Origin of the sequence: Candidatus Accumulibacter meliphilus (assembly GCF_036625345.1) — a bacterium.
Taxonomy (GTDB): Bacteria; Pseudomonadota; Gammaproteobacteria; order Burkholderiales; family Rhodocyclaceae; genus Accumulibacter; species Accumulibacter meliphilus.
This window is the reverse complement of record NZ_JAZKTZ010000006.1, coordinates 278,498-303,659: the sequence shown is the minus strand read 5'-3', so window position 1 is coordinate 303,659 and position 25,162 is coordinate 278,498. Positions and strand designations below refer to the sequence as shown.

The 25,162-nt window shown below is 61.8% G+C and carries 20 protein-coding genes, 1 tRNA gene and 3 pseudogenes; 15 read left to right on the top strand and 9 right to left on the bottom strand.

Features of this window, described 5'->3' with window-relative positions:
• Nucleotides 1-236: 236 nt before the first annotated feature.
• From V5B40_RS14390 to V5B40_RS14380, 3 genes are all read left to right on the top strand, one after another.
• On the top strand, nucleotides 237-995 hold the full coding sequence (locus tag V5B40_RS14390; protein WP_332355137.1) for a PEP-CTERM sorting domain-containing protein: 759 nt from the start codon (nucleotides 237-239) through the stop codon (nucleotides 993-995).
• 213 nt (nucleotides 996-1,208) lie between these two features.
• Nucleotides 1,209-1,649 carry a hypothetical protein gene (locus V5B40_RS14385; RefSeq protein ID WP_332355136.1) on the top strand — a complete coding sequence of 147 codons (441 nt, stop codon included), beginning with the start codon at nucleotides 1,209-1,211 and terminating at the stop codon, nucleotides 1,647-1,649.
• A 291-nt stretch (nucleotides 1,650-1,940) separates the two neighbouring features.
• Nucleotides 1,941-2,031 (top strand) — tRNA-Ser (locus V5B40_RS14380).
• Nucleotides 2,032-2,737: 706 nt separating this feature from the next.
• On the opposite strand, the gene V5B40_RS14375 is transcribed toward V5B40_RS14380, so the two are convergent.
• Nucleotides 2,738-2,920, bottom strand: coding sequence for a hypothetical protein (locus V5B40_RS14375; RefSeq protein ID WP_332355135.1), 183 nt, complete (start codon nucleotides 2,918-2,920; stop codon nucleotides 2,738-2,740).
• A 300-nt stretch (nucleotides 2,921-3,220) separates the two neighbouring features.
• Here V5B40_RS14375 and V5B40_RS14370 point away from each other — a divergent pair, with 300 nt between their 5' ends.
• The 8 genes and pseudogenes from V5B40_RS14370 to V5B40_RS14335 all read left to right on the top strand — a co-directional run.
• A complete protein-coding gene (locus V5B40_RS14370; protein WP_332355134.1) occupies nucleotides 3,221-6,538 on the top strand; it encodes an FkbM family methyltransferase in 3,318 nt (1,105 codons plus the stop codon).
• Between the two features lie 1,004 nt (nucleotides 6,539-7,542).
• Nucleotides 7,543-9,355: pseudogene (locus V5B40_RS14365) on the top strand (type I secretion system permease/ATPase).
• An 18-nt stretch (nucleotides 9,356-9,373) separates the two neighbouring features.
• Nucleotides 9,374-9,685: pseudogene (locus V5B40_RS14360) on the top strand (hemolysin D); the annotation flags it as partial.
• 185 nt (nucleotides 9,686-9,870) lie between these two features.
• On the top strand, nucleotides 9,871-10,761 hold the full coding sequence (locus V5B40_RS14355; RefSeq protein ID WP_332355133.1) for an HlyD family type I secretion periplasmic adaptor subunit: 891 nt from the start codon (nucleotides 9,871-9,873) through the stop codon (nucleotides 10,759-10,761).
• A gap of 4 nt (nucleotides 10,762-10,765) precedes the next feature.
• On the top strand, nucleotides 10,766-12,151 hold the full coding sequence (locus V5B40_RS14350; protein WP_332355132.1) for a TolC family outer membrane protein: 1,386 nt from the start codon (nucleotides 10,766-10,768) through the stop codon (nucleotides 12,149-12,151).
• Nucleotides 12,152-12,441: 290 nt separating this feature from the next.
• A complete protein-coding gene (locus V5B40_RS14345) occupies nucleotides 12,442-12,597 on the top strand; it encodes an antitoxin MazE family protein (RefSeq protein WP_434735877.1) in 156 nt (51 codons plus the stop codon).
• Complete coding sequence (locus V5B40_RS14340) at nucleotides 12,594-12,917, top strand: type II toxin-antitoxin system PemK/MazF family toxin (RefSeq protein ID WP_332355130.1); 324 nt, start codon at nucleotides 12,594-12,596, stop codon at nucleotides 12,915-12,917. The genes V5B40_RS14345 and V5B40_RS14340 overlap by 4 nt, the downstream gene beginning before the upstream one ends.
• 175 nt (nucleotides 12,918-13,092) lie before the next feature.
• Nucleotides 13,093-13,221: pseudogene (locus V5B40_RS14335) on the top strand (type II toxin-antitoxin system mRNA interferase toxin, RelE/StbE family); the annotation flags it as partial.
• 38 nt (nucleotides 13,222-13,259) lie between these two features.
• Here V5B40_RS14335 and pcaF read toward each other — a convergent pair.
• From pcaF to paaY, 6 genes are all read right to left on the bottom strand, one after another.
• Nucleotides 13,260-14,465, bottom strand: coding sequence for a 3-oxoadipyl-CoA thiolase (pcaF, locus tag V5B40_RS14330; protein WP_332355129.1), 1,206 nt, complete (start codon nucleotides 14,463-14,465; stop codon nucleotides 13,260-13,262).
• A gap of 161 nt (nucleotides 14,466-14,626) precedes the next feature.
• The gene (paaI, locus tag V5B40_RS14325) at nucleotides 14,627-15,121 is read right to left on the bottom strand and encodes a hydroxyphenylacetyl-CoA thioesterase PaaI (protein WP_332355228.1); all 495 of its coding nucleotides are present in this window, start codon (nucleotides 15,119-15,121) and stop codon (nucleotides 14,627-14,629) included.
• Nucleotides 15,122-15,305: 184 nt separating this feature from the next.
• A complete protein-coding gene (locus V5B40_RS14320) occupies nucleotides 15,306-16,781 on the bottom strand; it encodes a 3-hydroxyacyl-CoA dehydrogenase (protein WP_434735878.1) in 1,476 nt (491 codons plus the stop codon).
• A 59-nt stretch (nucleotides 16,782-16,840) separates the two neighbouring features.
• Complete coding sequence (gene paaG / locus V5B40_RS14315) at nucleotides 16,841-17,650, bottom strand: 2-(1,2-epoxy-1,2-dihydrophenyl)acetyl-CoA isomerase PaaG (protein ID WP_332355127.1); 810 nt, start codon at nucleotides 17,648-17,650, stop codon at nucleotides 16,841-16,843.
• Between the two features lie 17 nt (nucleotides 17,651-17,667).
• Nucleotides 17,668-19,332, bottom strand: coding sequence for a phenylacetic acid degradation protein PaaN (paaN, locus tag V5B40_RS14310; RefSeq protein ID WP_332355126.1), 1,665 nt, complete (start codon nucleotides 19,330-19,332; stop codon nucleotides 17,668-17,670).
• Between the two features lie 199 nt (nucleotides 19,333-19,531).
• Complete coding sequence (gene paaY, locus V5B40_RS14305) at nucleotides 19,532-20,167, bottom strand: phenylacetic acid degradation protein PaaY (RefSeq protein ID WP_332355125.1); 636 nt, start codon at nucleotides 20,165-20,167, stop codon at nucleotides 19,532-19,534.
• A 193-nt stretch (nucleotides 20,168-20,360) separates the two neighbouring features.
• On the opposite strand from paaY, the gene V5B40_RS14300 reads away from it, so the two are divergent.
• On the top strand, nucleotides 20,361-20,681 hold the full coding sequence (locus V5B40_RS14300; RefSeq protein WP_332355122.1) for a hypothetical protein: 321 nt from the start codon (nucleotides 20,361-20,363) through the stop codon (nucleotides 20,679-20,681).
• On the opposite strand, the gene V5B40_RS14295 is transcribed toward V5B40_RS14300, so the two are convergent.
• Together V5B40_RS14295 and V5B40_RS14290 are read right to left on the bottom strand one after the other, a co-directional pair.
• Nucleotides 20,672-20,971, bottom strand: coding sequence for an addiction module antidote protein (locus V5B40_RS14295; protein WP_332355121.1), 300 nt, complete (start codon nucleotides 20,969-20,971; stop codon nucleotides 20,672-20,674). The genes V5B40_RS14300 and V5B40_RS14295 overlap by 10 nt on opposite strands.
• Nucleotides 20,952-21,293: a type II toxin-antitoxin system RelE/ParE family toxin gene (locus V5B40_RS14290; RefSeq protein WP_332355120.1), complete on the bottom strand. Its 342-nt coding sequence runs from the start codon at nucleotides 21,291-21,293 to the stop codon at nucleotides 20,952-20,954. The genes V5B40_RS14295 and V5B40_RS14290 overlap by 20 nt, the downstream gene beginning before the upstream one ends.
• Nucleotides 21,294-22,009: 716 nt before the next feature.
• On the opposite strand from V5B40_RS14290, the gene V5B40_RS14285 reads away from it, so the two are divergent.
• The 3 genes from V5B40_RS14285 (at nucleotide 22,010) to V5B40_RS14275 (ending at nucleotide 25,065) form a co-directional block, all read left to right on the top strand.
• Nucleotides 22,010-22,252 (top strand): hypothetical protein, encoded by a 243-nt coding sequence (locus V5B40_RS14285; protein WP_332355119.1) that lies wholly within the window; start codon nucleotides 22,010-22,012, stop codon nucleotides 22,250-22,252.
• A 393-nt stretch (nucleotides 22,253-22,645) separates the two neighbouring features.
• Complete coding sequence (locus V5B40_RS14280; protein WP_332354019.1) at nucleotides 22,646-23,548, top strand: DUF4338 domain-containing protein; 903 nt, start codon at nucleotides 22,646-22,648, stop codon at nucleotides 23,546-23,548.
• The gene (locus V5B40_RS14275; protein WP_332352691.1) at nucleotides 23,545-25,065 is read left to right on the top strand and encodes a transposase family protein; all 1,521 of its coding nucleotides are present in this window, start codon (nucleotides 23,545-23,547) and stop codon (nucleotides 25,063-25,065) included. The genes V5B40_RS14280 and V5B40_RS14275 overlap by 4 nt, the downstream gene beginning before the upstream one ends.
• Nucleotides 25,066-25,162 lie beyond the last annotated feature (97 nt).

The window sequence follows — 25,162 nt, the reverse complement described above, 5'->3', positions numbered from 1 at the left end:
CTTAGCACCTGAGTGTCGGTATTTTTTACATTGCTACTTGGAAGGCTGCCTGTTACCAGGGAAAAATATAAATAAATCCATGGTTTGGAATGGGTGGTATGTTTATTGCTTCTACTTGTGGCAAGAGTCAAGAGGATATTACGGTGGTGTTTTAACTCGGTTTGTTTCGCGTCTTTTCAGAGGAGAATTATCATGAGTAACAGGAGTTTTGGCGCTTTTTTTTCGGGTGTGAACCAATGAACAGGCTTGCCAGATCTGGAGTTTTCTGTGCTTTCTGTTCGCTAAGCGCTGCCGCCTTTGGTGCACCTGTCGCTCTGTCAAATCCAGGTTTTGAATCTGGTCTGACAGGCTGGACTCACATTGGTGATGTAATCGCGACCCCCACCACGACGGTGACAACATATGACCCCTCTCCTGACGGCAGCACGTGGACTGTCTACCCTTTTCAAACCCGGATGGCTCAGCTGACGAGTAACAATGGAGTCAATTTCAATCCGAACATTGCGGATCTGGATGAGTTCTTTGGCTTGCCGGAGGGAACTATAACGTCATACATCCCCGAGGCCTACAACGGTTCCGGAATAAAGCAGTCCTTCACCGGTAGTGCCGACGACGTTTTGACGCAGTACTACAACTTCTTCTCTGTTGAAGACAGTGAATGGGTCTACGACGATGGAACTCACCCTGATGACACCGCTTTCGCCGTCGTAACCGACTCTTCGGGGTTGAGCATTTTCGCCTTGCTAGCGAGCAGTCAGAGCGTTGGGCTGCCAGGGCATACGGGCTGGGAATCCTTTAACTACACTCTATTAGCAGACGATACCTACACTATTGGCTTTGGCGTTGTGAACTGGCGCGACGAATATTTTGATGCGTTGCTATTTATCGATGACGGCACGCGAACTGTTCTTGAACCAGGCTCTTTCGCTCTGCTCGCGCTTGGCCTGGGTGGGCTCGCTTGCTTGCGTCGCAGGAAGGTGGCGCTGCGCTCGTAGGTGAGACGGTAGGGCACAGTAGTCGTCCTGGCGCCTGGAGTTGGAGCTTAATGTTGCGAAAGTAATGACAAAGGCCTTGCAAAAATCGCGAGCTGGCCCTGTCGGATACCTGGCAGCGGCTGGTGGCTTAAACGACAGTTTCCAGTTCTCTGAAGTACGGCTTCCAGCCAAAGCGAGTTTTAAATCCTTTTTCGGTTTAACGTGAGATACCCAATGGTAGATAAGAACGATGTCCTTAGCGGTGCCGACGCCTTGCCAGAGGCGAAAGTAGCCAAGTCAGATCAAGCTGCTGCACAATCCGTTTCCGTGGCGGTCCGACTGCAGCCCGTTGAGCATTCACAGCAGCCGGTTTTTAGCAACTTCACCACCGTGCAAAGCGGTACCGGCGTGGTTTTTATCGACTTTGGGTTCGTCGAACCGCAGACGATGGCGAACCTGGCTCGCCTCGGGCAGCCCGGAGTGAAGGCTCCCGAAGCCATTGCTGGGACGCTTGCGTGTCGGATGGCCTTGAGTCTGGACACTACTGCCAATTTGGCCAATCAGTTGAACCGCTTGCTACGGAACTCGGCAGCCGTGCAGGCACAGGTAGCGCAACCGGCACAAGAGGCCGCGCAGGGACCACTGGAGGATGCGGCGGAGGGGCCTGTTCATTAAGCGGTTTGGGTCGTCGTTCCGTGGAGCGGGCCGCTGGCCACCGACACTAGGTGAGGTGCTCGGCGACGTCGGGTGAGGTGTTGCCGGCGTTGGGCCTGGGGTCAAGGGCGGGCGAGGCGTACACTTGAAGGCGTCAGGAACGTCCATACGCCCAAGGGCTTGAGGCAGGTCGCGGCTTTTCGCAGGCAGCGCCCGATCACGCCCGGCGGCAAGGGCTTCACCGCCCGCGGGGGCAGGGCCAGTTGGGTTTGGTGTTTCCGTAGCGTTCTGTTAGAATCCGCCCCGTCCTGCGGAGAGATGGATGAGTGGTTTAAGTCGCACGCCTGGAAAGCGTGTTTAGGATAACATCCTAACGCGGGTTCGAATCCCGCTCTCTCCGCCACTATCACATGGTAAGTGGCTGAAGAATGTTTTATTAAAGAATAACTACGCCGCATCCGCATTACTTACAAAAAAAACCGACCACAAAGCACCTGCCAGCGCGTTCCCCTGCGATAGGAGTGAAATTCCTTCTTGGGATCTGTCGCTGTTTTGAGGAAGCGATTCTTGCGAGGTGTCGAGCAGCTCTGTGGGCCGGCATCAACGGCGTTTTGGGCGAAGCGGAAAACGGTGGTCGTGGCCGCCGTTTGTTACGCGGCGAACAGGGCTACCCTTTACTGCGACTACCCCGAGCAGGTCGATACCCAACTGCGCGGGGCTGGCGGGTCGGGGTGTGGCGCTGAGAAATTCCAGCGCTGTGTTCTGTGGTGTGGGGATTCAGATGGTGTCAATGAGCGGCTTATCAACGCTACAGCGTGTGCCAGAGCCCCGGCAACTGTTCGGTGAGAGTTTTAATCGCTGGATTTGGTCAGGCCAAACGACTGGCTTCGGGCTGTCCGGCCTTACATTCACCTTAATGTGAAAGTCGCGCAAGCGACTCACGAATCTCCCTTCTCACCTCGCGGGAGAAGGGTCGGGGAAAAGGGGGAGACGGTCATGACTTTCATGATTTGGGGTGTCTCCGCGTGCCATGACCGTTAGCAACCGTCATTGTGGCGGCTCAGTCTGGCGAGGTATGTCTGCCGCAAGGAAAATATCGCGCAGACTCCTTAACTTAAGCGGTAGGCATCACAAGAACCCCGGCGCGAGGAAGTCGCACTGTGCCAACACCAGAACATCGTCTTGTTGAGCTTGGCCTGGTTCTTCCAGAACTTCTCCATCTGCCACCAGGCGTCACGCTGCTGTTTCCATGGGCCCGCTTCGTCGGTACCCGAGGAATCATCTCTGGCCATGGTCCTCGCCATGGTCCACAACCAACATGGAGGGAAGCGTCGCTAAACCGCTGGGTAAGGTCGGCTTGCAAGCCAGTAACGAGCAGGCACATATTGGGGCTCGCCTCACCGGAATGGTCAACTCTGCTCCAGGCTTCACACGCCAGCCGGCAGTTATCCATGGGTTCAGTGACTCATCATCAGCGTCTTCGATCAGGACCGAGGAGCGCGGTCGGGCTCGCAGAGTTTCGCCGCTCCAAATCCCCGTCGAGATCGAGGGTGAGGTCGAACTGAGGCCGAGTGATGCGTAAGAGACGAAAAATGCAAGGGAATGTCGAGGAAGCGATTCCGAGTTGCCGTCGCGCCCTGGAGATCAAACCAGAGGATGCCAATGCCTACCGGAATCTCGGCATGGCGCTGGCCGAACAAGGGAAGTTCGAGGAAGCGATTTTGCATTATCGTCGCGCTCTGGAGATCAAGCCAGAGTTTGCCGAAGCCTACAACAGTCGTGGCATCACGCTCAAAAAACTCAAGCGGCTCGATGAAGCGCTGGCTAGCTACGACCGCGCCCTGACGATCAAGCCGGACTATGCCGAGGCCTATTCCAACCGCGGCAACGCGCTGCTAGAGCTCAAGCGGCTCGATGAAGCGCTGGCCAGCTACGACCGCGCCCTGACGATCAAGCCGGACTATGCCAACGCCTACAGCAATCGCGGGGCTACGCTGATAGAACTCAAGCGGCTCGATGAGGCACTTGCCAGCTACGACCGTGCATTGAAGATCAAGCCGGACTATGCCGAGGCCTACAACAATCGCGGGAACACGCTGCAAAAGCTCAGACAGCTCGATGAAGCGCTGGCAAGCTACGACTGCGCACTGAAGGCCAAGCCGGATTATGCCGAGGCCTACAACAATCGTGGAAATGCGCTGCACGAACTCAAGCGGCTCGATGAAGCGCTGGCCAGCTACGACCGTGCACTGAAGATCAAGCCGGACTATGCCGAGGCCTACAACAATCGCGGGAACACGCTGCACGAACTCAAGCGGCTCGATGAAGCGCTGGCCAGCTATGACCGCGCCCTGACGATCAAGCCAGGCTATGCCGAGGCCTACAACAATCGCGGGAACACGCTGCACGAACTCAAGCGGCTCGATGAAGCGCTGGCCAGCTACGACCGTGCACTGAAGATCATGCCGGACTATGCCGAGGCCTACAACAATTGCGGAAATACGCTGCACGAACTCAAGCGGCTGGATGAAGCACTGGCCAGCTATGACCGCGCCCTGACGATCAAGCCCGACTATGCCGACGCCTACAACAATCGTGGAAACACGCTGCAAGAATTCAAGCGGCTCGATGAAGCGCTGGCCAGCTACGATCGCGCTCTGACGATCAAGCCGGATTATGCCGAGGCCTATTCCAACCGCGGCAACACGCTGCACGAACTCAAGCGGCTCAATGAAGCGCTGGTCTGCTACGACCGCGCCCTGAAGATCAAGCCGGACTATGCCGGCGCCTGTAACAATCGTGGCATCACGCTCAAAACACTCAAGCGGCTTGATGAAGCGCTGGCCAGCTTCGACCGCGCCCTGAAGATCAAGCCGGACTATGCCGAGGCCTATTCCAACCGCGGCAACACGCTGCTAGAACTCAAGCGGCTTGATGAAGCGCTGGCCTGCTACGACCGCGCCCTGAAGATCAAGCCGGACTATGCCGAGGCCTACCTCAACTGCGGGATGCTCAAACTGCTTGGTGGTAATTATCGAGAGGGCTGGCTGGATTATGAATGGCGCTGGAAGACAGCGGGCTTTTCAAGCAAGTGCGCCAAAATAAATGCGCGAGCGTGGCAGGGCGAGGATATAGCCGGACGCAGCATCCTGGTTTTTTCTGAGCAGGGCCTTGGGGATGAGATTCAATTCGCCAGATATCTACCGTTGTTGGCGCAGCGCGGAGCCAAGGTCACGTTTTTCGGCTCTGCACAGCTTATTCCCCTGTTCCAGCGCCAGAGTACGCAAGTCGAATTCGTCAGTTCATTAGGGCTGCGAAAATCTTTCGATTTTCAGTGTCCTCTCATGAGCCTTCCGTTGCGCTTCGGTACCGATCTTGGATCGATCCCGCATCAGGTCCACATCACCAGTCAACCCGGCAAGCTCACTGAATGGCAAGCCCGGCTGGGAGCGCGCAGCAAGCCTCGCATCGGATTGGTATGGAGTGGCAATCCAGAACACAAGAACGATCACAACCGCAGCATTTCCCTTTTGGAGGTAGCCAAACACCTGCCGCACGATTATCAATATGTCAGTCTGCAAAAAGAAGTCAGAGATAGCGATAAAGCGGTGCTCAAGGCGCACACGGAAATATTGCACTTTGGCGCGCAGTTAATAGAGTTTGCGGACACGATCGCACTGATTGAGAACCTTGACCTCGTGATCACGGTGGATACGTCTGTGGCACACCTGGCGGGCGCCATGGGCAAGCCGACGTGGGTGTTGCTGCCTTTTGTGCCGGATTGGCGTTGGCTACTAGACCGTGACGACAGCCCCTGGTATCCCAGCATGCGTCTATTTCGGCAGGCGGCGTTGGACGATTGGGACGACGTCTTTCAACGTATTCAGGTGGGATTGACGGAGAGGCTCCAAGAGAACAGCGAACTCGACCTGAAAAATCGGTTAGTGCCACTGAAGCATTCGAAAATAGACAATAGCATGGAACGTATACATGCGGAAATGGCTCCCTCGGATGTTGACGTTGTGGATCTACATTTACAGGAGTTGGATGAGTTGCACAACGCTGAGTCGGCACGCCGAATCCGACCGAGTTCAGCAGTGACGTACGATGTACCCGTTCTTGAAAATGGTCATGTCCGGCTCAGACGCTGCAGGTATGGCTGGATGCTGTATTTCACTACGGATCAATACATCGGGCAGTCGCTCGATCTCTACGGTGAATTTTCCGAGCGCGAGGTCGATATATTTCGACAGATGCTGAAACCCGGCCAAACGATCTTGGAGATCGGTAGCAATATTGGTGCACACACGGTGTTTCTGGCTCAGGCCGTGGGACCACAAGGCCGAGTAGTCGCGTTTGAGCCACAGCGAATTGTATTCCAGATGCTTTGCGCGAACATCGCACTGAACGGACTAAGGAACGTCGATGCGCGCCACGCTGCGGTTGGCCGGGAACCCGGCCGAATCGTCGTGCCGACAATTGACTATGCTGAAAGCGTGAACTCTGGGGGGCTGTCCTTAGGCAATTGGTCCACGGGAGAGTGTGTAAGCCTGCTCACTCTAGACGGATTGGACATGGCGGCTTGCCATTTCATAAAAATAGACGTGGAGGGTATGGAGGGCGACGTACTGGCCGGTGCTGTTGAGACAATCAATCGATTTCGGCCCGCGTTGTATGTCGAGAATGACCGCAAGGAAAAGTCCACAGAATTGATTGAACGATTGTTGCGCTTGGATTACCGCCTCTACTGGCATCTTCCACCCTTATTCAATCGAAAGAACTTCGCAGGGCATGAAGAAGACGTTTTTGGCCGAATTGTTTCTGTGAACATGCTGTGCCTTCCCCGGTCGGCTCCGCAGAACATTGAGGGCTTCCGCGAGATCACTTCGCCCGAAGGCGACTGGAGATGACGAGAGTGCTAACACCTCGAACCCTTCATCAAATTGGTACGCTTCGCCGGGCTTCGCCTGCCCTTCACCGCGTCCTCAACGCCGGCAACTTCACCGCTTGGGGTCGCGGAGGTCATCGGCTGGCGGCGGTGGCCGGCGGCAGGTCGGCCGGAGGAATTGCACCCCCGGAATCGTACAGAACGGTGCGTCAATTCTCGATTCACACCACTCCCTTCAGGGAAACGGACCGGCCATGCCTCGCCCGCTTTCGCCTCCAGCGGCGAAAAACTCAGGCTGGCAGCCTTAGTTTTTCAGGGGGCTGATTAGTCATGTTCCGTGGGTTGGTCGCTCTCACTCAGCGAGCAAGCCCAAGGATCTTGTCTCAGCTCCCACAGGAACTACGTCACGGCGTGTGGCGCTAGGTCGGTCGGCCCCGGCGGAGGCGTGTGCGTGCTCTGGGATTTGTTGTTCGCAACGCGCGGGAGCGGGGTGCGCACCGCGTGTGCAGGGCGGGAGTGGCGGGTTATTTCGGGTTGTGTGCTGGCTATTCGCAGCAGCGCATCAGCAAAGCTCCGAGAAGGGTGACTTTTATCACGGCGAGGCAGTCGGCGGGCTGGATTGCCCCTGCTGCTTATGTCATTATCGCCGCTGGCCAGACTGCGTGGCGGCAGGTGCCCGCTGTGCGGGAGGTCTGACGCTGCTGCCAGAAGCACCGCTGAGCATGGTTTTTGATGCCAAGAAGTAACAACACAAGCACCAACAAGCGCGTCGAAGCCGTGACAGACCCTTCGCATCCCCTGGGAAAGCCTCATGAGTATTACAGTTCTGCATTCAATTGCGCAGACCGCTGCTGCCCTTGCCGCGCCTGCGACCCCCTCGCGGTCGGCGCGCGATGGCGTCGCGGCCAGTCGCCGGAAGAGCCGAGCCGCAAGTGTTGCCCCTCTCCGGCAGCTACAACCCGCCCGCGCCGCGTGGTGCGCCTGGCCGGCTTTTTTTGAGATCCTCGTTTGCGAGGAAGAGTGCGCATGACTGATCCCTCGCAACGCCCCGAGCTCGAACGGGTGCTGCTATCGTTTCGCCAGGCGTTCATGACCGTTGGCGCGTTCAGCTTCTTCACCAATCTGTTGATGTTGACGCCGGCGATCTACATGCTGCAGCTCTACGATCGTGCGCTCGGGAGTCGCAATCCGACCACCTTGCTGATGCTGACGCTGATGGCGCTTGGCTTGCTGGCACTGATGTCCTTGCTGGAATGGATCCGCTCGATGGTCCTGGTGCGTGTCGGCGCTCGCCTCGATCTCGACGTCAACCAGCGCATCTTCGATGCGACCTTCGAACGTAATTTGCGGCAGGCAGGCCAGAATCCCGGCGCAGGCCTTGCACGATCTGGCTTCGATGCGCCAGACCTTGACCGGTGCCGGGCTGGTGGCGCTGACCGACGCGCCGTGGATGCCCATCTATCTGATCGTGATCTTCATGATGCACACGCAACTGGGCGTCTTTGCGCTGGTCGGCGTGCTGCTCCTGCTGGCACTGGCGGTGGTTAACGAACGCGTTTCGGCGGGACCCCTGGGCGAGGCACAAAAGCTCTCCATGGCGGCCAACGCGCAAGCCAACAACAACTTGCGCAATGCAGAAGTGATCGAGGCCATGGGCATGCTGCCGGCGATTCGCGGGCGCTGGTTCAAGCTGCACCAGAAGTTCCTCGAGCAACAGGCGCTGGCCAGCGATCGTGCCGGCATGCTGACCGCGCTGACCCGCTTTGCACGCATCTCACTGCAGTCGTTGGCGCTGGGCTATGGCGCGCTGCTGACCATCGAAGGAGAGATTACGCCGGGAATGATGATCGCCGGTTCGATTCTCGTTGGTCGGGCGCTGGCGCCGGTTGAGGCCCTGATCGGCAACTGGAAGCAACTGGTTTCGGCACGTTCCGCTTACAAGCGCCTGAGCGACCTGCTGGGCATGTACCCGGCGCGCACTGCCGGAATGCCGCTGCCCCGGCCGCTTGGCGACGTGGCCGTCGAGAACGCGGCGACGGGGGCACCGGGGAGCAAGACGCTGATCCTCCGGAATGTGAACTTCAAGCTGCAGGCCGGCGAGGTGGTCGCCGTGATCGGTCCCAGCGCTTCCGGAAAGTCGACGCTGGCGCGTTTGCTGGTAGGCATCTGGCCAACGCTGGCCGGATCGGTGCGCCTGGACGGCTCGGAAATTTTCAAGTGGAACAAGGACGAGCTGGGTCCGTATCTGGGCTATTTGCCGCAGGACATCGAGCTTTTTGGCGGCTCGGTCGCCGAGAATATTGCCCGTTTTGGCGAAGTCGATTCGGACCAGGTCCTGGCGGCCGCTCAGGCGGCCGGTGTCCATGACTTGATCCTGCTATTGCCAAACGGTTACGACACCCCGCTCGGTGAGGCGGGTAGTGCGCTCTCGGGTGGCCAGAAGCAGCGCATCGGTCTGGCGCGCGCGCTTTACGGCGACCCGGCTTTTATTGTCCTCGATGAACCGAATTCCAACCTCGACGATCTCGGCGAGGCCGCCCTGGCCGACACGATCCGGCGCCTGAAAGCGAAAAAGCGGACGGTGGTCATCGTCACCCACCGGATGACCACCCTGGCGGTTGCCGACAGCATTCTGGTGATGCACGAGGGGACGGTGAAGGCGCACGGTCCGCGCGACCAGATCCTGGCGGCGATGCGCTCAGCCAACGCGCCGAATGCGCCGAATGCGGCAAATGCCTCAACGTCACCGCCCGCCGGGCATAGCGCAGGCACGGCTCGACCGGCGACACCTGCAGCGGCGGCCAGTGGTCTTCCATCGACGCCGGTCGTCGGCGTCTGATTTACCAGGCAGAGGGCGATGGCCAAGAATTTGTTCGAACGCAAGAACGCTTCCGACAGCGAAATCACTGAACTGACCGACGTCTCGGCCGAAACGGCCAAGGCGGGCAGCAGTGGTGTGGACATCAATCATCGCCGCGTTTCCCGAATCGGATGGCTGGTATTGGCACTGGGCTTCGGCGGCTTCATGCTGTGGGCGGCGCTGGCGCCGCTCGATCAGGGCGTGCCGGCCAGCGGGCAGGTGGTGGTTACGGGAAATCGCAAGACCGTACAGAACCTGGGGCCGGGAATGGTCGAGGCGATCCTGGTCAAGGACGGTGACGAAGTCAGTAAAGGCGACGTCCTGCTGCGACTCGACTCGACGACCGCACGCTCGCAGCATCAGGTGACGCACAGTCAGTGGCTGGTGGCGAAAGCAACCGAGGCGCGCCTGCTGGCCGACGTGGCCGGGGAGGCGGAAATCGTCTTTCCCGACGAATTGCTGAAGAGCAGGGACGATCCTCGGGGCGCAGCGCGATGGCCGTGCAGACGCAGCTTCTACGTTCGCGGCAGGCGGGACTGCAAGCCGAACTGGGTGCGATGCAGAATATGCTGGCGGGCCTGCAATCGTACGCCAAGGGACTCGAGGCGACGCGGCACTCGAAAGAGCAACAGTCGCGCTTGCTGCATGAAGAACTGAAAGGGCTGCGCGAATTGGCGGCCGAAGGTTATCTGCCGCGCAATCGCCTGTCGGAGCAGGAACGCCTGCTGGCGCAACTCAATGGCGCCATTTCCGAGGATCTCGGCAATCTCGGGCGGGCACAGCAGAGCATCGGCGAGACACGGATGCGTATGGTGGCGCGGCAGCAGGAGTACCACAAGGAGGTCGAGAACGCGCTGTCGGAGGTGCAGAAGGAAACCAGCTCGCTCGAGAGTCGCCTTGAAGGCCTGGCTTTTGAACTGGACAACACCACCGTGCATGCGCCGAGTGAAGGCATCGTCGTCGGCCTGCGTGTGCACACCGTCGGTGGTGTATTGGCGCAGGGAACGCCCTTGATGGACATCGTGCCAAAAAACGAGCCCTTGCGCATCGAGGTGCAGATTCCCACCGACCTGATCGACAAGGTCCGCCTGGGCCTGCCGGTCGAGATCACTTTTCCGGCCTTCAACCAGCGCACCACGCCACAGATACCCGGCGAGTTCGTGCAGGTTGCCGCCGACGCGACGACCGATCCGGAAGGCAAGCTGCCGCCGTTCTACAGTGGGCAGGTGATGGTTACCGAAGCCGGCATGAAGAAGTTGAAGGCGCACGAAATCAGGCCCGGAATGCCGGCACAGGTATTCGTCAAGACTGGTGAGCGGACAATGCTCAACTACCTCTTCAAGCCGCTGGTTGACCGTATGAATGCCGCACTGACCGAGGAGTGAGTGAGTGAGTGTGCGCAACTGCCTGCTCGGACTGAGCGCCTGCAGCCTGGCGCTGTGGTCTTCGGGCACCTGTGCCGTGGGTCTGCTCGATGCCTATCAAGCCGCACGCCAGAACGACCCGGCCTTTCAGGCGGCGCGCTTTGAGCGCGACGCTGGCCAGTACGCGATCGACATCGGGCTCGCCGGCCTGCTGCCGACGATTTCGATTACCGGCAGCTATTCGAAGAACACCGGCGAACGCGAGTCGACGGTGGCCAATGTGACCCAGGACCTCGACTACAACGACAAGCAGGCGGCGATTACCCTGCGCCAGCCGCTCTTCAACTACGAGAGCTACGTGCGCTATCAACAAGGCGGCGTGCAGGCCGCCTACAGCAACGCCGTGTTTGATCGCAAGGAAGCGGAACTGGCCAGCAAAGTGTCGACCGCCTACTTCGAGGCCCTGCTGGCGCTCGAGAAATTGACACTGACCGATGCCGAGATTGCTGCCTATGGCGCCCAGCGCGAGCTTGCCGAGCGCATGCGGCGTGGTGGCGAAGGGACGATTACCGAGATTGCCGAAGCCGAGTCGAGGCTCGAGTTTGCCCGCGCCGGTCGTGCCGAGGCGCTCGATCGGGTGGCCGTGACGAGGCGCGTGCTGGAAGGCATGACCGGCGCGCCGATGCGCGATCTGTGGGTGCTGCGACCGGATTTCATGCCGACCGGCATCGCGCCGAGCCAGCTCGACGAATGGTCTGCGCTGGCACAGGAGCACAACCCGGAGATCCGGGCACGCAGGAAGGTCGTCGAGCTGTCGGGCCTGGAAGTCGAACGTGCGCGTGCCGGCCATTTACCACAGCTGGACCTGGTGGCGCGGGCGATGAAAGCGGAGAACGAGACCCTCTCGACCCTGAACCAGAAAAGCTCGATCAACACCGTCGGCGTGCAGCTCAATATCCCGCTGTATGCCGGTGGCCGGGTGAATGCCCTGACCGGGCAGGCGGTGGCCAATCGCGGGCGCTCGATGGCCGAACTCGATCTCGCCACCAATGAGGTGATGGTCGAAGTCAAGCGCCAGTTTCTGGCCGTCGAGACAGGGGTTGGCAGGGTCGCCGCTTATCGCAAGGCGGTTGACGCCAGCATCGTCGCGGCCGAAGGAACCAGACGCGGCATGCGGGCCGGAATCCGCACCAACACCGACGTTCTCGACGCCGAAAGGCAGATGTTCTTTGCCAAGCGCGATCTTGCGCAGGCGCGCTACGAGTTCCTCGCCAGTACCTTGCTCCTGAAAACGGCTGCCGGAGTGCTCTCGGAAAAGGATATCGCGGAAATCGAGGCCTTGCTGGTGCCGCAATACGACGGCGGGCAAGCCGCGCCGGCTCTGGCCAAAGGGTCTGGCGGGGCGCCCTAGCCAAGCCAGACCGATCATCCTTGGCACCGGAGGCACGATCCTCGTTCAGATATGGCCGGCATCAACGCCTGCCGCCAACAGAGCATCGCGCTGCAAGTATAGTGGCCGTTCTCAATAGTACTAGGGACCGCCCGACGGCAGAGGCGAGAAGCTACGGCGGGGGGCTCGAGAAGCAATTTGTTGCATGTAACATGATTTTGGTCTAGTGTTGCATGTAACAAATGGGGTGCGAAATGGCAGGTGTTATCGAACGGGTGCAAAAGCACAGGACAAATTTGCGGAAGAGCGGCTTGCGGCCGGTTCAAATCTGGGTTCCCGATACGCGCAGCGCCGGTTTCGCCGAGGAGTGCGCGCGGCAATCCGCGCTCCTCAAACACGACCCGCAGGAAAAGGACATTCTGGAGTTCCTCGACGAAGCCGCCAGCCGTGATGGCTGGTCGGCATGAAGCGCGGCAACCTCGTGACAATCGTCTTGCAGGGAGCCTACGGCAAGCCGCGACCGGCTCTCGTCGTGCAATCCGACCTGTTTGCAACGCATCCGTCCGTCACCATCCTGCCGGTAACGAGCGAGTTGCGGGAGACCCCGCTATTTCGGGTCGAAATCAAGCCGACCGCCGAAAACGGCCTTAAACACCTGTCGCAAGTGATGATTGACAAGATTCAGACCGTGCCCTGCGAGAAAGTCGGTGACAGCTTCGGAGACGTTGATGACAAAACCATGCTGGCGGTCAATCGCGCGTTAGCCGTTTGGCTTGGGTTCGCCTAAACGGTCGTGGTCGATCCGCGCACCTGGCGTATTTCATCGGCTCGTTTTGCAACAGACATTTGCGATGCGCAAGCGGTTGATTTCCTTGGCGCGCGAAACCATCGCAAAACTTACCCTTTCTGCTGTGGTGGTCTGAAGTCGTTCGCCACCGTCGAGGACCTGATGACGGACCTGAATGCGGAAGATTGAGTACACCGGGCAGTTCAAGCGTGACTACAAGCGCGAAACCAAGGGATCGCACCGGCAAACGCTGCAAAAAGACTTCGGCACCGTCGTCACGGCCTTGGCCCGTGATCAGCCACTGGGCGGCTTGCCGCGTAGCCGCCATTTTCGGTAGCTGGTTCAGACGCGCTCGATGATCATCGCCACGCCCTGGCCGACGCCGACGCATAGAGCGCACAGCGCGTAGCGGCCGGAGCGGCGACGCAGCTCCCAGGTAGCGGTGGTGATCAGCCGGGCGCCGGTCATGCCGAGTGGATGGCCGACGGCAATTGCGCCGCCGTTCGGATTGACGTGCGCGGCGTTGATCGGGATCGACAGCTCGCGCAGCACCGCGACACATTGCGCGGCAAAGGCTTCGTTGATCTCGATGACGTCCATCTGGTCCAGACGCAGCCCGGTTTTGGCGAGCAGTTTGCGAATCGCGGGTACCGGACCGACGCCCATGATGCGCGGCGCGACGCCGGCGGTGGCCATGGCCACGACGCGGGCCCGCGGCGTCAAGCCGTGCTTCACGGCCGCTTCCTCGCTGGCCATGAGTAGCGCGCAGGCGCCGTCATTGATGCCCGCCGAGTTGCCGGCGGTGACGGTGAGGCCCGCAGCGTTGATGCCTTCGCGTTTGGCCAATCGGGACAGACTCATGTCCGGGCGCGGGTGTTCGTCGGTGCTGATGACGTTCGCGCTGCCTTTCTTTTGTGACAGGCGGACGGGAATGATTTCGTCGGCAAAGCGCTCGGCTTCGTGTGCAGCACCCCAGCGTTGTTGCGAGCGCAGGGCGAAAGCGTCCTGATCGCTGCGCGCAACGCCGAATTTGGCAGCAACGTTGTCGGCGGTTTGCGCCATCGAGTGCGTGTCGTGGAGTTTCTTCAGCAGCGGATTGACGAAGCGCCAGCCGAGCGTCGTGTCGTGGATGGCGGTGCTGCGCGAGAAAGCAGTGTCGGCCTTGGGCATTACGAACGGTGCGCGCGACATGCTCTCGACGCCGCCGGCAATCATCAGTTCGGCTTCGCCGGCCTTGATCGAGCGCGCGGCCAGACCGACGGCATCCATGCCCGAGGCGCAGAGGCGGTTGACCGTGATCCCCGCCACCTCGACCGGCAGGCCGGCGAGCAGGCCGGCCATGCGCGCGACGTTGCGGTTGTCTTCGCCGGCCTGGTTGGCGCAGCCATAGATCACATCATCGACCAGCGACCAGTTCACACCGGCGTTGCGGTCGATCAGGGCGCGAATCGGTAGTGCGGCGAGGTCATCGGCGCGCACGCTGGAGAGCGCACCGCCATAGCGGCCGATCGGAGTCCTGACGGCGTCGCAGATAAAAGCTTCGTTCATTTACGGGTATTCCTTGATGTGGTCGAGCGCCTGCGCGCTGCTGTGGACCGGGCTACGGGGATTGCGCAGGCGCGACCGCACACCGGCGCCATGGCGCGCTGTGCGGTCGATCTGCTGTGCTGCGGGGGAAAGTGGCGGGAGCGAGCTTCGAGGTCGAGGCCTCATTGCGGGTTTCCTTCAACCGGTTCCGCCATCAGGTCGGCGGTACTGGTTGATGAGCCTTGTTCGCTGTCCTTGGCTTCGAGGCCGGCAATGACTTCGCCGGCGATGCGGTACGACTTGCCGCGAAAAAGTGCGATCACCTTGCCGTGCTGGTTGCGGATGGTCGTGTCGTAGAGGCCGGTGCGTCCGGAGAGCGATCGCTCCACGCTCTCGGCTTCGAGCAGTTCGCCCTCGCGTGCCGGGCTGAGGAAGTCGATATGGCACGCCGAGGCGACCGTGTTCCGGTTGTAGCTGTTGCAGGCGTAGGCAAAGGCCGAGTCGGCAAGAGTGAACAGATAACCGCCGTGACAAATATGGTGACCGTTGACCATATCCGGTCGAACGCGCATCGTCAATCGCGAGTAACCGGGGCGAACGCTGAGCAGTTGCAGGTCGATCAGTTGGCTCGCCGCGTCACGGCTGTACATTGCGCTCGCTGTCTGTTCGGCGAGCAGGAGCGCGGCGTCCGCATTGTTCGCAGCGTCCGCAGTGTTCGCAGTGTTCGCAGCGTCCGCGTTGTTCGCAGCGTCCGCATTGGTGGCCGCATGGGCGCGCGCACTGGCGTGCGCGCGGGCGTCCCTGTCGATCTCCATCTCGGTGTTGGTGTCGGAGCTTGCGCTGGCAGGCGCGGGTTCACGTTCAGGCATGAAAGCTCTTTCGCGAAAAAACCTTGCGCGCGAGGAGGGGAGAAACGCGATAGCGGTCTTCGCCGTAACTCGCGGCCAGGTTGGATAACACGCGGCGCACCTGCTTGAGACCGATCGCTTCAGCCCAGGCCAGCGGCCCGAGTGGGTAGCTGGTTCCCAGGCGCATCGCCAGATCGACGGTGCGGGCGTCGCAGACCTGTTGGTAAACGGCATCGGCCGCTTCATTGGCCAGCATGCAGACGCTGCGCATGACCGCCAGGCCGGGGACGTCGGCCAGCGGCGAGACCGCAAAACCGGCTGCCTGCAGCAGTCCGGCGGCGGCCTCGGCAGCGGCGGGGCTACATTGCTCGGCAGTGGCGATAGCCAGACGCGTGGCGCTGTCGTAGTCGAGCGCGAGGTCTACGAGAACGGTGTTCGAGACGCCCTTGCGCGCCGCTCGTTCGCTGGCGCTGCGCCCGTCGGTGATGTAGAGCACGGCGCCGCCGGCTTCGGCAACCCGGCCGTCAGGCGAACTGCCGGCTGCCTGGAACGGCAGATGACGCTCATGCAGACGCTCGCCAAGCGCTTTGGCCAGAGCCCCATCGGCAAAGATCAGCGGTTTTGGCGGCATGGCACGTGCCGGCACGCTGATCGGCGTGCGCAGTTCTGCATCCTGGCCATAGCGGTAGAAGCCGCGGCCGCTCTTGCGTCCGAGGAAGCCGGCGGCGACCATTTCCTGCTGGATCGGCGAAGGCGCGTAACGCGGATCGTTGAAGAAGGCAGCCCAGACTGATTGGCTGACCGCCAGGTTGATGTCCAGGCCGATCAGATCCATCAGCTCGAAAGGCCCCATGCGAAAGCCGCCAGCCTCGCGGAAAATGGCATCCAGCGTGGCGCTGTCGGTGGCGCCTTCGTTGAGCAGTCGCAGCGCTTCGCCGTAGTAGGGGCGGGCGACGCGGTTCACGATGAAGCCCGGCGTCGAAGGTGCCCGCACCGGTGTCTTGCCCCAGGCGAGCGCCGTCTCCTGAAGTCTGTCGATGATCTGCGGGTCGCTGGCCAGGCCGCTGATCACTTCGACCAGTGCCATCGACGGTACCGGGTTGAAGAAGTGCAGTCCGGCCAGCCGCGACGGTGTTTTCAGCACGGCCGCAATGGCCGTGATCGATAGTGAAGAAGTATTGCTGGCGAGCAGGCAATCGGCTGGGAGCAGGGCTTCGAGCGTACGCAACAAGTCCTGTTTGGCGGTCAGGTCCTCGACGATGGCTTCGATCACCAGGCCGCTGTCGGCGAGTTCAGCGAGGCTGCTTGCCGGCAGCAGGCGGGCCTGCGCTGCGTGGGAGTGGGCCGCGGTGAGTTTTCCCTTGCCGACCAGGCGCGCAAAACTCAGTCCGATGCCGCTGATGGCCTGTTCGGCGGCGCCTTCTCGGGCGTCGAGCAGGCGTACCGGATGGCCGGCCATCGCGGCGACCTGGGCGATGCCGGCGCCCATGCTGCCGGCGCCGATGACGCCGACGATGCGGTCTTTGTCGAGGGCGAGCGTCACTTTGGCTAGCGGTCCTTGAAGGTGGGTGTTCGCCTGCCGACGAAGGCGGCGACGCCTTCCCGATAGTCGTCACTGCGGCCGAGTTCGAGCATCATGTCGCGCTCCAGGTCGAGTTGCGTTTCGAGTCGGTTGTTGACCCCGGCGCGCATCGCCTGGCGGGTACGAACCAGGGCTCGCGTCGGCGCGCTGGCCAGTTGCGCGGCGATGCGCTCTATCGTCGGCGCCAGTTCGGCGTCGTCGACGCAGTCCCAGATCAGTCCCCAGGCGGCGGCTTTCTCTGCCGGCAGCTTGTCGGCCAGCATGGCCAGGCCGATGGCGCGCGCCATGCCGACGCGTTGCGGCAGGAACCAGCTGCCGCCGGTATCGGGGATCAGTCCGATCTTGCTGAAAGCTTGCAGGAAGCTCGCCGAGCGTGCGGCGACGACGATGTCGCAGGCCAGCACCAGGCTGGCGCCGGCACCGGCGGCGATGCCGTTGACCGCGCACAGCGTTGGAACAGGCATATTCTGCAGGCGCAGGACCAGCGGTTTGTAGTTCTTCTCGATGGTTGCCGCCAGGTCGGGGGGCTCGTCGCTGCCCGTCACTGCGCGATCGTTGAGGTCCTGTCCGGCGCAGAAGGCGCGTCCGGCCCCGCTGAGGACGAGGACGCGAACCGCGAGATCGGCATCGAGGGCGTCGAGGGCTTGCCGGATCTCGGCATGCATCACTTCGGTGAAGCTGTTCAGGCGATCGGGACGGTTCAGCGTCAGGCGTGCAATTCCCGTGCCAGCGTCGACGCGATAGGTGATGGCGGTGAAGTGGCTGGTGGCGCTCATTGGGCGGGCCTCGACGATCAGAGAGGGTAGCGGCGTTGGACGACGCGAAAGCGATTCGCAACAAAGGCGGCATCGGCGTAGGACGCGTTGGCCGCCGGGTTGCCTCCGCTGCCATGATAATCGGAGAAAGCGGTCGATTGGTTGACGAAGACGCCACCCGTGAGGTTGATCGACAACGCGACTTTCGCGTGCCAGGTGGCTTCAGTCATCGCTTCAATGACCTCTGCCGAGGTTGAGTAGACGCCAGCCGTCAGCGCGCCTTGCTCGCGGACCACGCCTTCGGAAAGGGCAATGGCGGCCGCGGTGTCGGTGACGCGGACCAGAAAACTGATCGGCCCGAAGCATTCCTGCCGCCATGCCGGGTCGTCCGCCGTACAGGCGAGCAGCAGCGGCGTGCGTATCTGCGCGGCCGGGAATTCGGGGTGGTCGATTTTTCTCGTTGCGAGGACGACTTTGCCGAGCGCGCCGCTGCTCGCCGTTGCGATGCGCTGCAACGTTTCCGGCGACTGTATCGCGCCGAGTACCGCCAGCGCGACTTCGGGTTTGCCGAGCAGTGCAGCGATGGCCGCGGCGAGGTCGCTGGCGACCGCGTCGAAACTCTTGTGGCCGAGGTCGGTTTCGATACCGTCAGCCGGCACGAACAGCGCTTGCGAGGTGGTGCACATCTGCCCCGAGTAGAGGGCAAGCGTGAAGGCCAGGTTGCGCAGCATCGCCTTGTAGGCGTCGGTCGAGTCGATGACGATGTTGTTGACCCCGGCGAGTTCGGCATAGACCTGCGCCTGACGACAGTTGCCGAGCAGCCAGTTGCCGAAGGTATTGCCGCCGGTGAAATCGATCGACTTGATCGCCGCGTGCTGCGCCAGTTCGCGCGTCGCCAACTCGTCCTCGAAAGCGGCCAGGCTGACCAGATTGGCGTCAATGCCGTTCTCGACGAGTACTTCACGAATGATGCGCACGCTCATCGCCGCCGGCAGGATGGCATTCGGGTGCGGCTTGACGATCACCGGGTTGCCGGTGGCCAGTGCGGCAAACAGGCCAGGGTAGGTGTTCCAGGTCGGGAAAGTACCGCAACCAATGACCAGCGCGACGCCCCGACCGACGATCTCGAAGTGCTTCTTCATCAGTAGTGGCGGATTCTTGCCCTGCGGCTTCTCCCAGATCGCTTCCGGCGGTACGAAACTCTGCTCGCGCCAGGCGTAGGCGACGGCTTCCAGCGCCCGCTCCTGGGCGTGCGGTGCACCGGCCTGGAAAGCCATCATCCAGCCTTGGCCGCTGGTCATCATCACCGCGTGCGCCAGCTCGAAACTGCGCTTGTTCAGCCTTTCGAGAATCTCCAGGCAGATTCCCGTGCGTCCTTCGGCACCGATCTTCTGCCAGCCGGGCATCGCCTGGAGGCCGGCGTCGATCAGCGCTTGCCCCTTGCACACCGGGTAACTGATTTCGAGAGCGAAGCCATACGGTGACTGCCCGCTGCTCATCCAGGCGGTCTGCCCCGGCTGATCAAGCGCGAACTGCTGCCCCAGGCAGCGATCGAAGGCGCGCTTGCCATCGTCCATCGCCGTTTCGCCGTAGACTTTGGGGCTTGGCATTTCGGCGTACGCTGCCCAGTAAGTGCGCTCATGAATAGCCTTGACCGCCGCGTCGAGGGTGGCGCGGTGCTTGTCGAAGAGGGGGTGCGGCATGGCATTCTCCGGGGAGTTGGGTGGCGGCCCTGACTCGGGGTGGGGTGACGGCCCTGACTCGGGGTGCGGCGCGCGATCAGTGCAAAACGGTACAAAGGATGCGTCTGGCTGTCAAACGGCGTATCGGTAGCGCGGATGCTTCTTGTCGGTGATCCCGAATCCGCGACTCTCCACGCTGACACCGTAGGCCGGGCTCCCACTACTCGCACCCGTCGCCGTCCCGCGCCTGTTTGCGGAGCTCGATCAGCGGCTGAACGCCGGGCATGTCGAAACGTTTGCGGTCCGGCTCAACGGCGGTCAGCGCCTCGGTCTCAACCAGCGTCGCCAGCGAGCGTCGGGTGAGTTCCTGGTAGGTCAGCGTTCCCTCGACTTTCCAGGCCATCTCCTGCTCGCTGAGCCGGCGCATGACCTTGGCCGGAACGCCAGCGACCAGGGAGTGCGGCGGAATGTCCATTCCCGCCCTGACAAAAGCGCAGGCGGCGACGATCGACGACTCGCCGACGACGGCGTTGTCCATGATCACCGCATTCATGCCGACCAGCGCGTTCCTGCCGATGCGACAGCCGTGCAGTACGGCGCCGTGGCCGATATGGCCATTCTCCTCGATGATCGTATCGGTGCCGGGAAAGCCGTGCATGACGCAGGTATCCTGCACATTGACGCCGCGCTCGAGAATCAGGCGCCCGAAGTCGCCGCGCAGGCTGGCGCAGGGCCCGACATAGCAGCCAGGGCCGACGATCACGTCGCCGATCAGAACGGCCGACGGATGAACGTAGCTACTGGGGTCGACGACCGGGACGATGCCGTCGATGGCGAAAACGCGGGGGTGGTTCATGGGGATGCTCCTGGTGGGGGCCGCGTGATGCCGGCGTTACGGGGGGCCGCGTTTAGCGGCACGGGCGCATCCATTCTATTGGGGGAGAAGAGATTGCGCCAACCGATACCGTGATCGTCACCGACCTGAAATTCACACTTTCTGCGCCGGACCCTCGCTCGACCCGGGGTGCTTCCCTTATCTGCACGAATAGATGGTCCATCTCCAACTCGAGCAAGCTCGCCAGAGCAGACCTTGGCTGGACCACACCCTGACGGGGACGGCGAAGATCTGCGCCTGCCTGGACTTCCTGGAGCGTTTGCAGGCGGCCGGGTTGCTGGTACTGCCTGCGTTGAGGCCCTCGCCGCCGCGCCGGTGCGCGCCACCATGGGGTTGTAAGCCCAACCTCCAGAAAATTCCGTCAGCCAGAATGCCGGTCTGGTTGATCAGCATCATCGAAATCCGCACGCGCCATGATCGCATCCAGGCGGCCAGCGTCAGCATGACCGCCGACGCTGGCGTTCATCAAGTGTGATGGAGCGGCTGAATCGCCAGACGCAGTCCTATCGCTTTGAGCACCGCGGTGAGGCTGCGCAGCTCGGGATTGCCCTGCGCGGACAGCGTGCGATAGAGCTGAGTCGGATTGAGGTGCGCTTTCTCGGCGATGGCGGGGACACCGCCATACGCCTTGGCGATCTGGCGTAGCGCGATCAGCAGGTCGGGCTGGTCGCCTTCTTCCAGAACGTCGTTCAGATACTGGGTTGCGAACACCAAGTCCTCGCGGAAGATCTCGGCCATCGCATCATCATGTGCTCGGTCTTTCATCGTCTGGCCTCCGTTGCCAATCCTGCCAATAGCGCACTGCGCGCCCGATGTCGGCGTCCTGGGTTCGCTTGTCGCCGCCGCACAGCAGCAGCACGATGCGTGAGCCGGCCTGGGCATAATAGACGCGATAGCCTGCGCCCACATCGATCCGCATTTCCCAGACGCCGTCGCGGCAGAACTTGTGGTCACCGAAGTTGCCTTGCTCCACGCGGTTGACGCGCTTGACCAGTTGCACCTTGGCAATCGGATCGCGAACCTGCTTAAGCCAATCGAGATAGATGTCCTTGCCGTCCGCAGCGAGATAATGACGGATTTCGTACATGCTCGATCTTCGTCTATAAACGAATCCGCGTCAATCCCGCCAGAAATCCTTGAACCGGTCTGCTGCCAGCTCGGTGTAGCGGGTCGTGTGCTGGATGTTGCGGTGGCCCGGGTAGTGCTGGATTGCTCGGGTGTCCTGCTTGCAAGAGCTGATCAGCGGGACCTTGTCTGCCGAGTGCCGGCGCCTGGGCGACCTGCTCGCCGAGGTGCTGAACGACACGGCTCATGCCGCGCTGGCCCAGCTCCAGGTACAGACGCCGAATTCAACGAGGCTATCTGCCGTGAGATAGGTATGCATACTTGATGGGAGCGGTGTGAATCGAGAGGTTCACGCACCGTTCTGTGAGCGGCCGGAGGTGCAATTCCTCAGGCCGACTTGCCCCTCCTGCTGGAGCGAACTGCGCGCCTTTGCGCGCTTGAGCGAGCGCCTCAAGACCTGCTTCCCCCGCCTGCGGATTGTGCTCCTGCTCGACGGACTCTACGCCAACGGGCCGGTGATGCAGCGCTGCCGTGACTACCACTGGCAGTTCATGATCGTGCTCAAGGACCAGGATTTGTCCACCGTCTGGCCAGCGCTGCTGGGGACGACGCCGACAACGCTTCACCTGGGTCAACGCCATCGACTATGCCTTCGGTTCGAACGGGCGTCGGCGTCTCAAACGGCACGTGGTGGTCTGCGAGGAAAGCTGGGAGTGGATCGATCAACAGGCTGCGACCGTGACGAAAACGGGGCGCCACGCCTGGCTCTGGAATGCCATGCAGGGCTATCACCTCCTGATGCGCCTGGCGCATGTGTTCAATACCCTGGCACGCTTCACCCGACAGCTACGCGACCTCTATCAGCAACTCGGCGTGCGCGGTGCCATCGCCTTCATCCGAAGCTCCTGCGCCGCCCCCTGGCTCGACCCAGCGCGCATTCGCGTGCTACTCGCCGAGCCATTCCTGCTTCAACTTGAGTGAGCTCACCCAGGCGTACCCGAAACATCCTCTCAAGCGCGGCGTACGCAGCGTCCGGAAAGGCTCGCCTGGCGATCGTAGCGAAGTCCAAAAAACCTTTCGACATCCTCCTGACTGACTCCATCCCCCCCCGTCCCTTGCCGCCAGCCAACCGCAATCTGACCGCCTCGGCCGCAAAAGCGGGCGTTACCGGCAAACGGGCCCGATTCGGCTGGGTCATGCGTCAGGGCTGTTACGGTGCCAGCGCTGAAGCATGACGACGCCGGCCCAGTAGTGGCAAGGCGTTGCGGTGGGCAGGCAAAAAAAACCTTCGCACAAGAGGGCTAGACAGCCGGGCGGACTTCTGGCAGGATAGGTGGAGCGTAATCAATCTGCGCTTCAGTCGGAGGTTTTGCGATGCTTGCAACGAGTGCGGGGGAATGGGTGCACTGTGGTCGCGTGTTCAGCGCGACGGAGATTGCCGAGCTCTGCGCGACGGTCGCGTGGCTGCCGGGATTGGCACGCAAGGAGTTGGCGGCGACGGTCTGCGAGCACCTGGGCTGGACCACCCTGACGGGGACGGCGAAGATCAGCGCCTGCCTGGACTTCCTGGAGCGTTTGCAGGCGGCCGGATTGCTGGTACTGCCTGCGTTGAGGCCCTCGCCGCCGCGCCGTTGCGCGCCGCCCTCGGCATCCGTCGCCCCCGTTGCCGAGCCGGCGGTGCACTGCGCCCTGTCGGCGCTCGCGCCGGTGTCCCTGGAAGTGGTTCGCGACGCGACCCGGGTGGCGCAGTGGGATGCGCTGGTGGCGCGTTGGCACCCGCTGGGTTTCCAGGGGGCCTTCGGCTACCGGCTGCGCTACTTTATCACGGCGGGCGAGCGGCGGCTGGGCTGCGTCCTGCTGTCCGGTGCTGCCCGCGCGGTGGCCGTGCGCGATCAGTGGATCGGCTGGACGGCCCAGGCCCGCCGCGAGAACCTGGCGCGGGTGGTGAACAACAGCCGCTTCCTGATCTTTCCGCACGTCCGGGTGCCGCATCTGGCCAGTCATGTGCTCGGGCAACTCGCGCGCCGCACACGCGCGGACTGGCTCGAACACTGGGGCTTCGAGCCCCTGCTGCTGGAGACCTTCGTCGATCCGCGTCACTATGCCGGCACCTGCTACCGTGCCGCCGGTTGGCAGTTGCTTGGGGCAAGCAGCGGGCGCGGGCTGGCCCGCCCTGGCCAGTCCTATCACAGCACGCCCCGCCAGGTGTGGGTCAAAGCGCTGACCTCGGATGCTTGCGCCTCGTTGTGTGCCGCGCCGGGGAGCCCGCGGTCATGAGCAAACCTTGCCGTCGCCCGACACGCGTGGCCATCAAGAAGCTGCGCTCAGAGAAGAAACGGCAGGAGAAGGTACTGAACGCGAAGCTGCGCGCAACGGGACAAGTCCCCCACTCAGCCGCTCCATTGCCCAACAGAAGCTCGGCCTTCGCGACCGTCGACGAGGAACAAAAGGCCCGCGAGGACGCCGTGAGCAAACAGATGCGCCTCCTGCGCAAAGAGCTGCCCGCCTTGCTCGCTCAACTGGAACAAATTCCCGACCCGAGAGATCCCAAAAAGCGCCGGCACAAGCTGACCGTGCTTCTGCTCTACGGCTTGCTGATGTTCGTCTTTCAGTTCTCCTCCCGGCGCGAGACCAACCGCGAAATATCCCGTCCCCAGTTCATGGCCAACCTCCACCTGCTGTTCCCGGAGATCGATACCCTGCCACACGCCGACACCCTGTTTCGGCTGTTGCGCGACATTGACCTTGAACAGCTCGAACAGGCCCACGTCGATCTGGTGAGGCGGCTGATTCGCGGCAAGAACTTTCGCCGCTATCTGATCGACCACTGCTATCCGATCGCCATCGACGGCTCACAGAAGCTCGCTGGCGACACCCTCTGGACGGAGGAACTCCTGCAACGTACCGTCGGCAAGGACGAAACCCGTCACACCCAGTACTTCGTCTACGTCCTCGAGGCCAGCTTTGCCTTCCACAACGGCCTGGTCATCCCACTGCTCAGCGAGTTCCTCGAACACGCGCTGGGCGAACCCGAAGCGCAAAAGCAGGACTGCGAGCTGCGCGGCTTTGTGCGCTTGAGCGACCGGCTCAAGACGCTGTTCCCCCGCCTGCCGATCCTGCTCCTGCTCGACGGCCTCTACGCCAACGGGCCGGTGATGCGGCGCTGCTTGCGCGCCCACTGGCAGTTCATGATCGTGCTCAAGGACAAGGATTTGTCCACGGTCTGGCAGGAGTTCCGCGCGCTCCACGCCCTGAAGCCACAAGTTGTGCAGCGCGGTTGGGGAAGACGCCGACAACACTTCAGCTGGGTCAACGACATCGACTACGCCTTCGCTGCCAACGGGCGTCAGCGTCTCAAGCTGAATCTGGTGGTCTGTGAGGAAAGCTGGGAGAAGATCGATGAACAGGCCAGGACCGTCACCGAAACATCGCGCCACGCCTGGCTCTCCAGCCAACCGCTCAGCCAAGACAATGTCCATGAGCGCTGCAACCTCGGGGCCCGCCACCGCTGGGGCATCGAAGCGGGCTTCCTCGTCGAAAAACATCAGGGCTACCACTACGAGCATGCCTTTGCCCTCGACTGGAATGCCATGAAAGGCTATCACCTCCTCATGCGCCTGGCGCATGTGTTCAATACCCTGGCACGCTTCACCCGACAGCTACGCGATCTCTATCAGCAACTCGGCGTGCGCGGTGCCATCGCCTTCATTCGAAGCTCCTGCGCCGCCCCCTGGCTCGACCCAGCACGAATCCGCGCGCTCCTCGCCGCTCCATTCCTGCTTCAACTTGAGTGACCTCACACAGGCGTACCCGAAACATCCTCTCGAGCGCGGCGTACGCCGCGTTCGGAAAGGCTCGCCTGGCGATCGTACCGCCGTCCAAAAAATTCTT

Bases quoted from the DNA above. Each gene is read 5' to 3' on its own strand.
- V5B40_RS14390 (WP_332355137.1), top strand. From the start codon at position 237: ATGAACAGGCTTGCCAGATCTGGAGTTTTCTGTGCTTTCTGTTCGCTA.
- V5B40_RS14385 (WP_332355136.1), top strand. From the start codon at position 1,209: ATGGTAGATAAGAACGATGTCCTTAGCGGTGCCGACGCCTTGCCAGAG.
- V5B40_RS14375 (WP_332355135.1), bottom strand. From the start codon at position 2,920: ATGGCCAGAGATGATTCCTCGGGTACCGACGAAGCGGGCCCATGGAAA.
- V5B40_RS14370 (WP_332355134.1), top strand. From the start codon at position 3,221: ATGCAAGGGAATGTCGAGGAAGCGATTCCGAGTTGCCGTCGCGCCCTG.
- V5B40_RS14355 (WP_332355133.1), top strand. From the start codon at position 9,871: ATGGCCGTGCAGACGCAGCTTCTACGTTCGCGGCAGGCGGGACTGCAA.
- V5B40_RS14340 (WP_332355130.1), top strand. From the start codon at position 12,594: ATGAAGCGCGGCAACCTCGTGACAATCGTCTTGCAGGGAGCCTACGGC.
- pcaF (WP_332355129.1), bottom strand. From the start codon at position 14,465: ATGAACGAAGCTTTTATCTGCGACGCCGTCAGGACTCCGATCGGCCGC.
- V5B40_RS14320 (WP_434735878.1), bottom strand. From the start codon at position 16,781: ATGGGCGCCGGCATCGCCCAGGTCGCCGCGATGGCCGGCCATCCGGTA.
- paaG (WP_332355127.1), bottom strand. From the start codon at position 17,650: ATGAGCGCCACCAGCCACTTCACCGCCATCACCTATCGCGTCGACGCT.
- paaN (WP_332355126.1), bottom strand. From the start codon at position 19,332: ATGCCGCACCCCCTCTTCGACAAGCACCGCGCCACCCTCGACGCGGCG.
- paaY (WP_332355125.1), bottom strand. From the start codon at position 20,167: ATGAACCACCCCCGCGTTTTCGCCATCGACGGCATCGTCCCGGTCGTC.
- V5B40_RS14300 (WP_332355122.1), top strand. From the start codon at position 20,361: ATGGTCCATCTCCAACTCGAGCAAGCTCGCCAGAGCAGACCTTGGCTG.
- V5B40_RS14295 (WP_332355121.1), bottom strand. From the start codon at position 20,971: ATGAAAGACCGAGCACATGATGATGCGATGGCCGAGATCTTCCGCGAG.
- V5B40_RS14290 (WP_332355120.1), bottom strand. From the start codon at position 21,293: ATGTACGAAATCCGTCATTATCTCGCTGCGGACGGCAAGGACATCTAT.
- V5B40_RS14280 (WP_332354019.1), top strand. From the start codon at position 22,646: ATGCTTGCAACGAGTGCGGGGGAATGGGTGCACTGTGGTCGCGTGTTC.
- V5B40_RS14275 (WP_332352691.1), top strand. From the start codon at position 23,545: ATGAGCAAACCTTGCCGTCGCCCGACACGCGTGGCCATCAAGAAGCTG.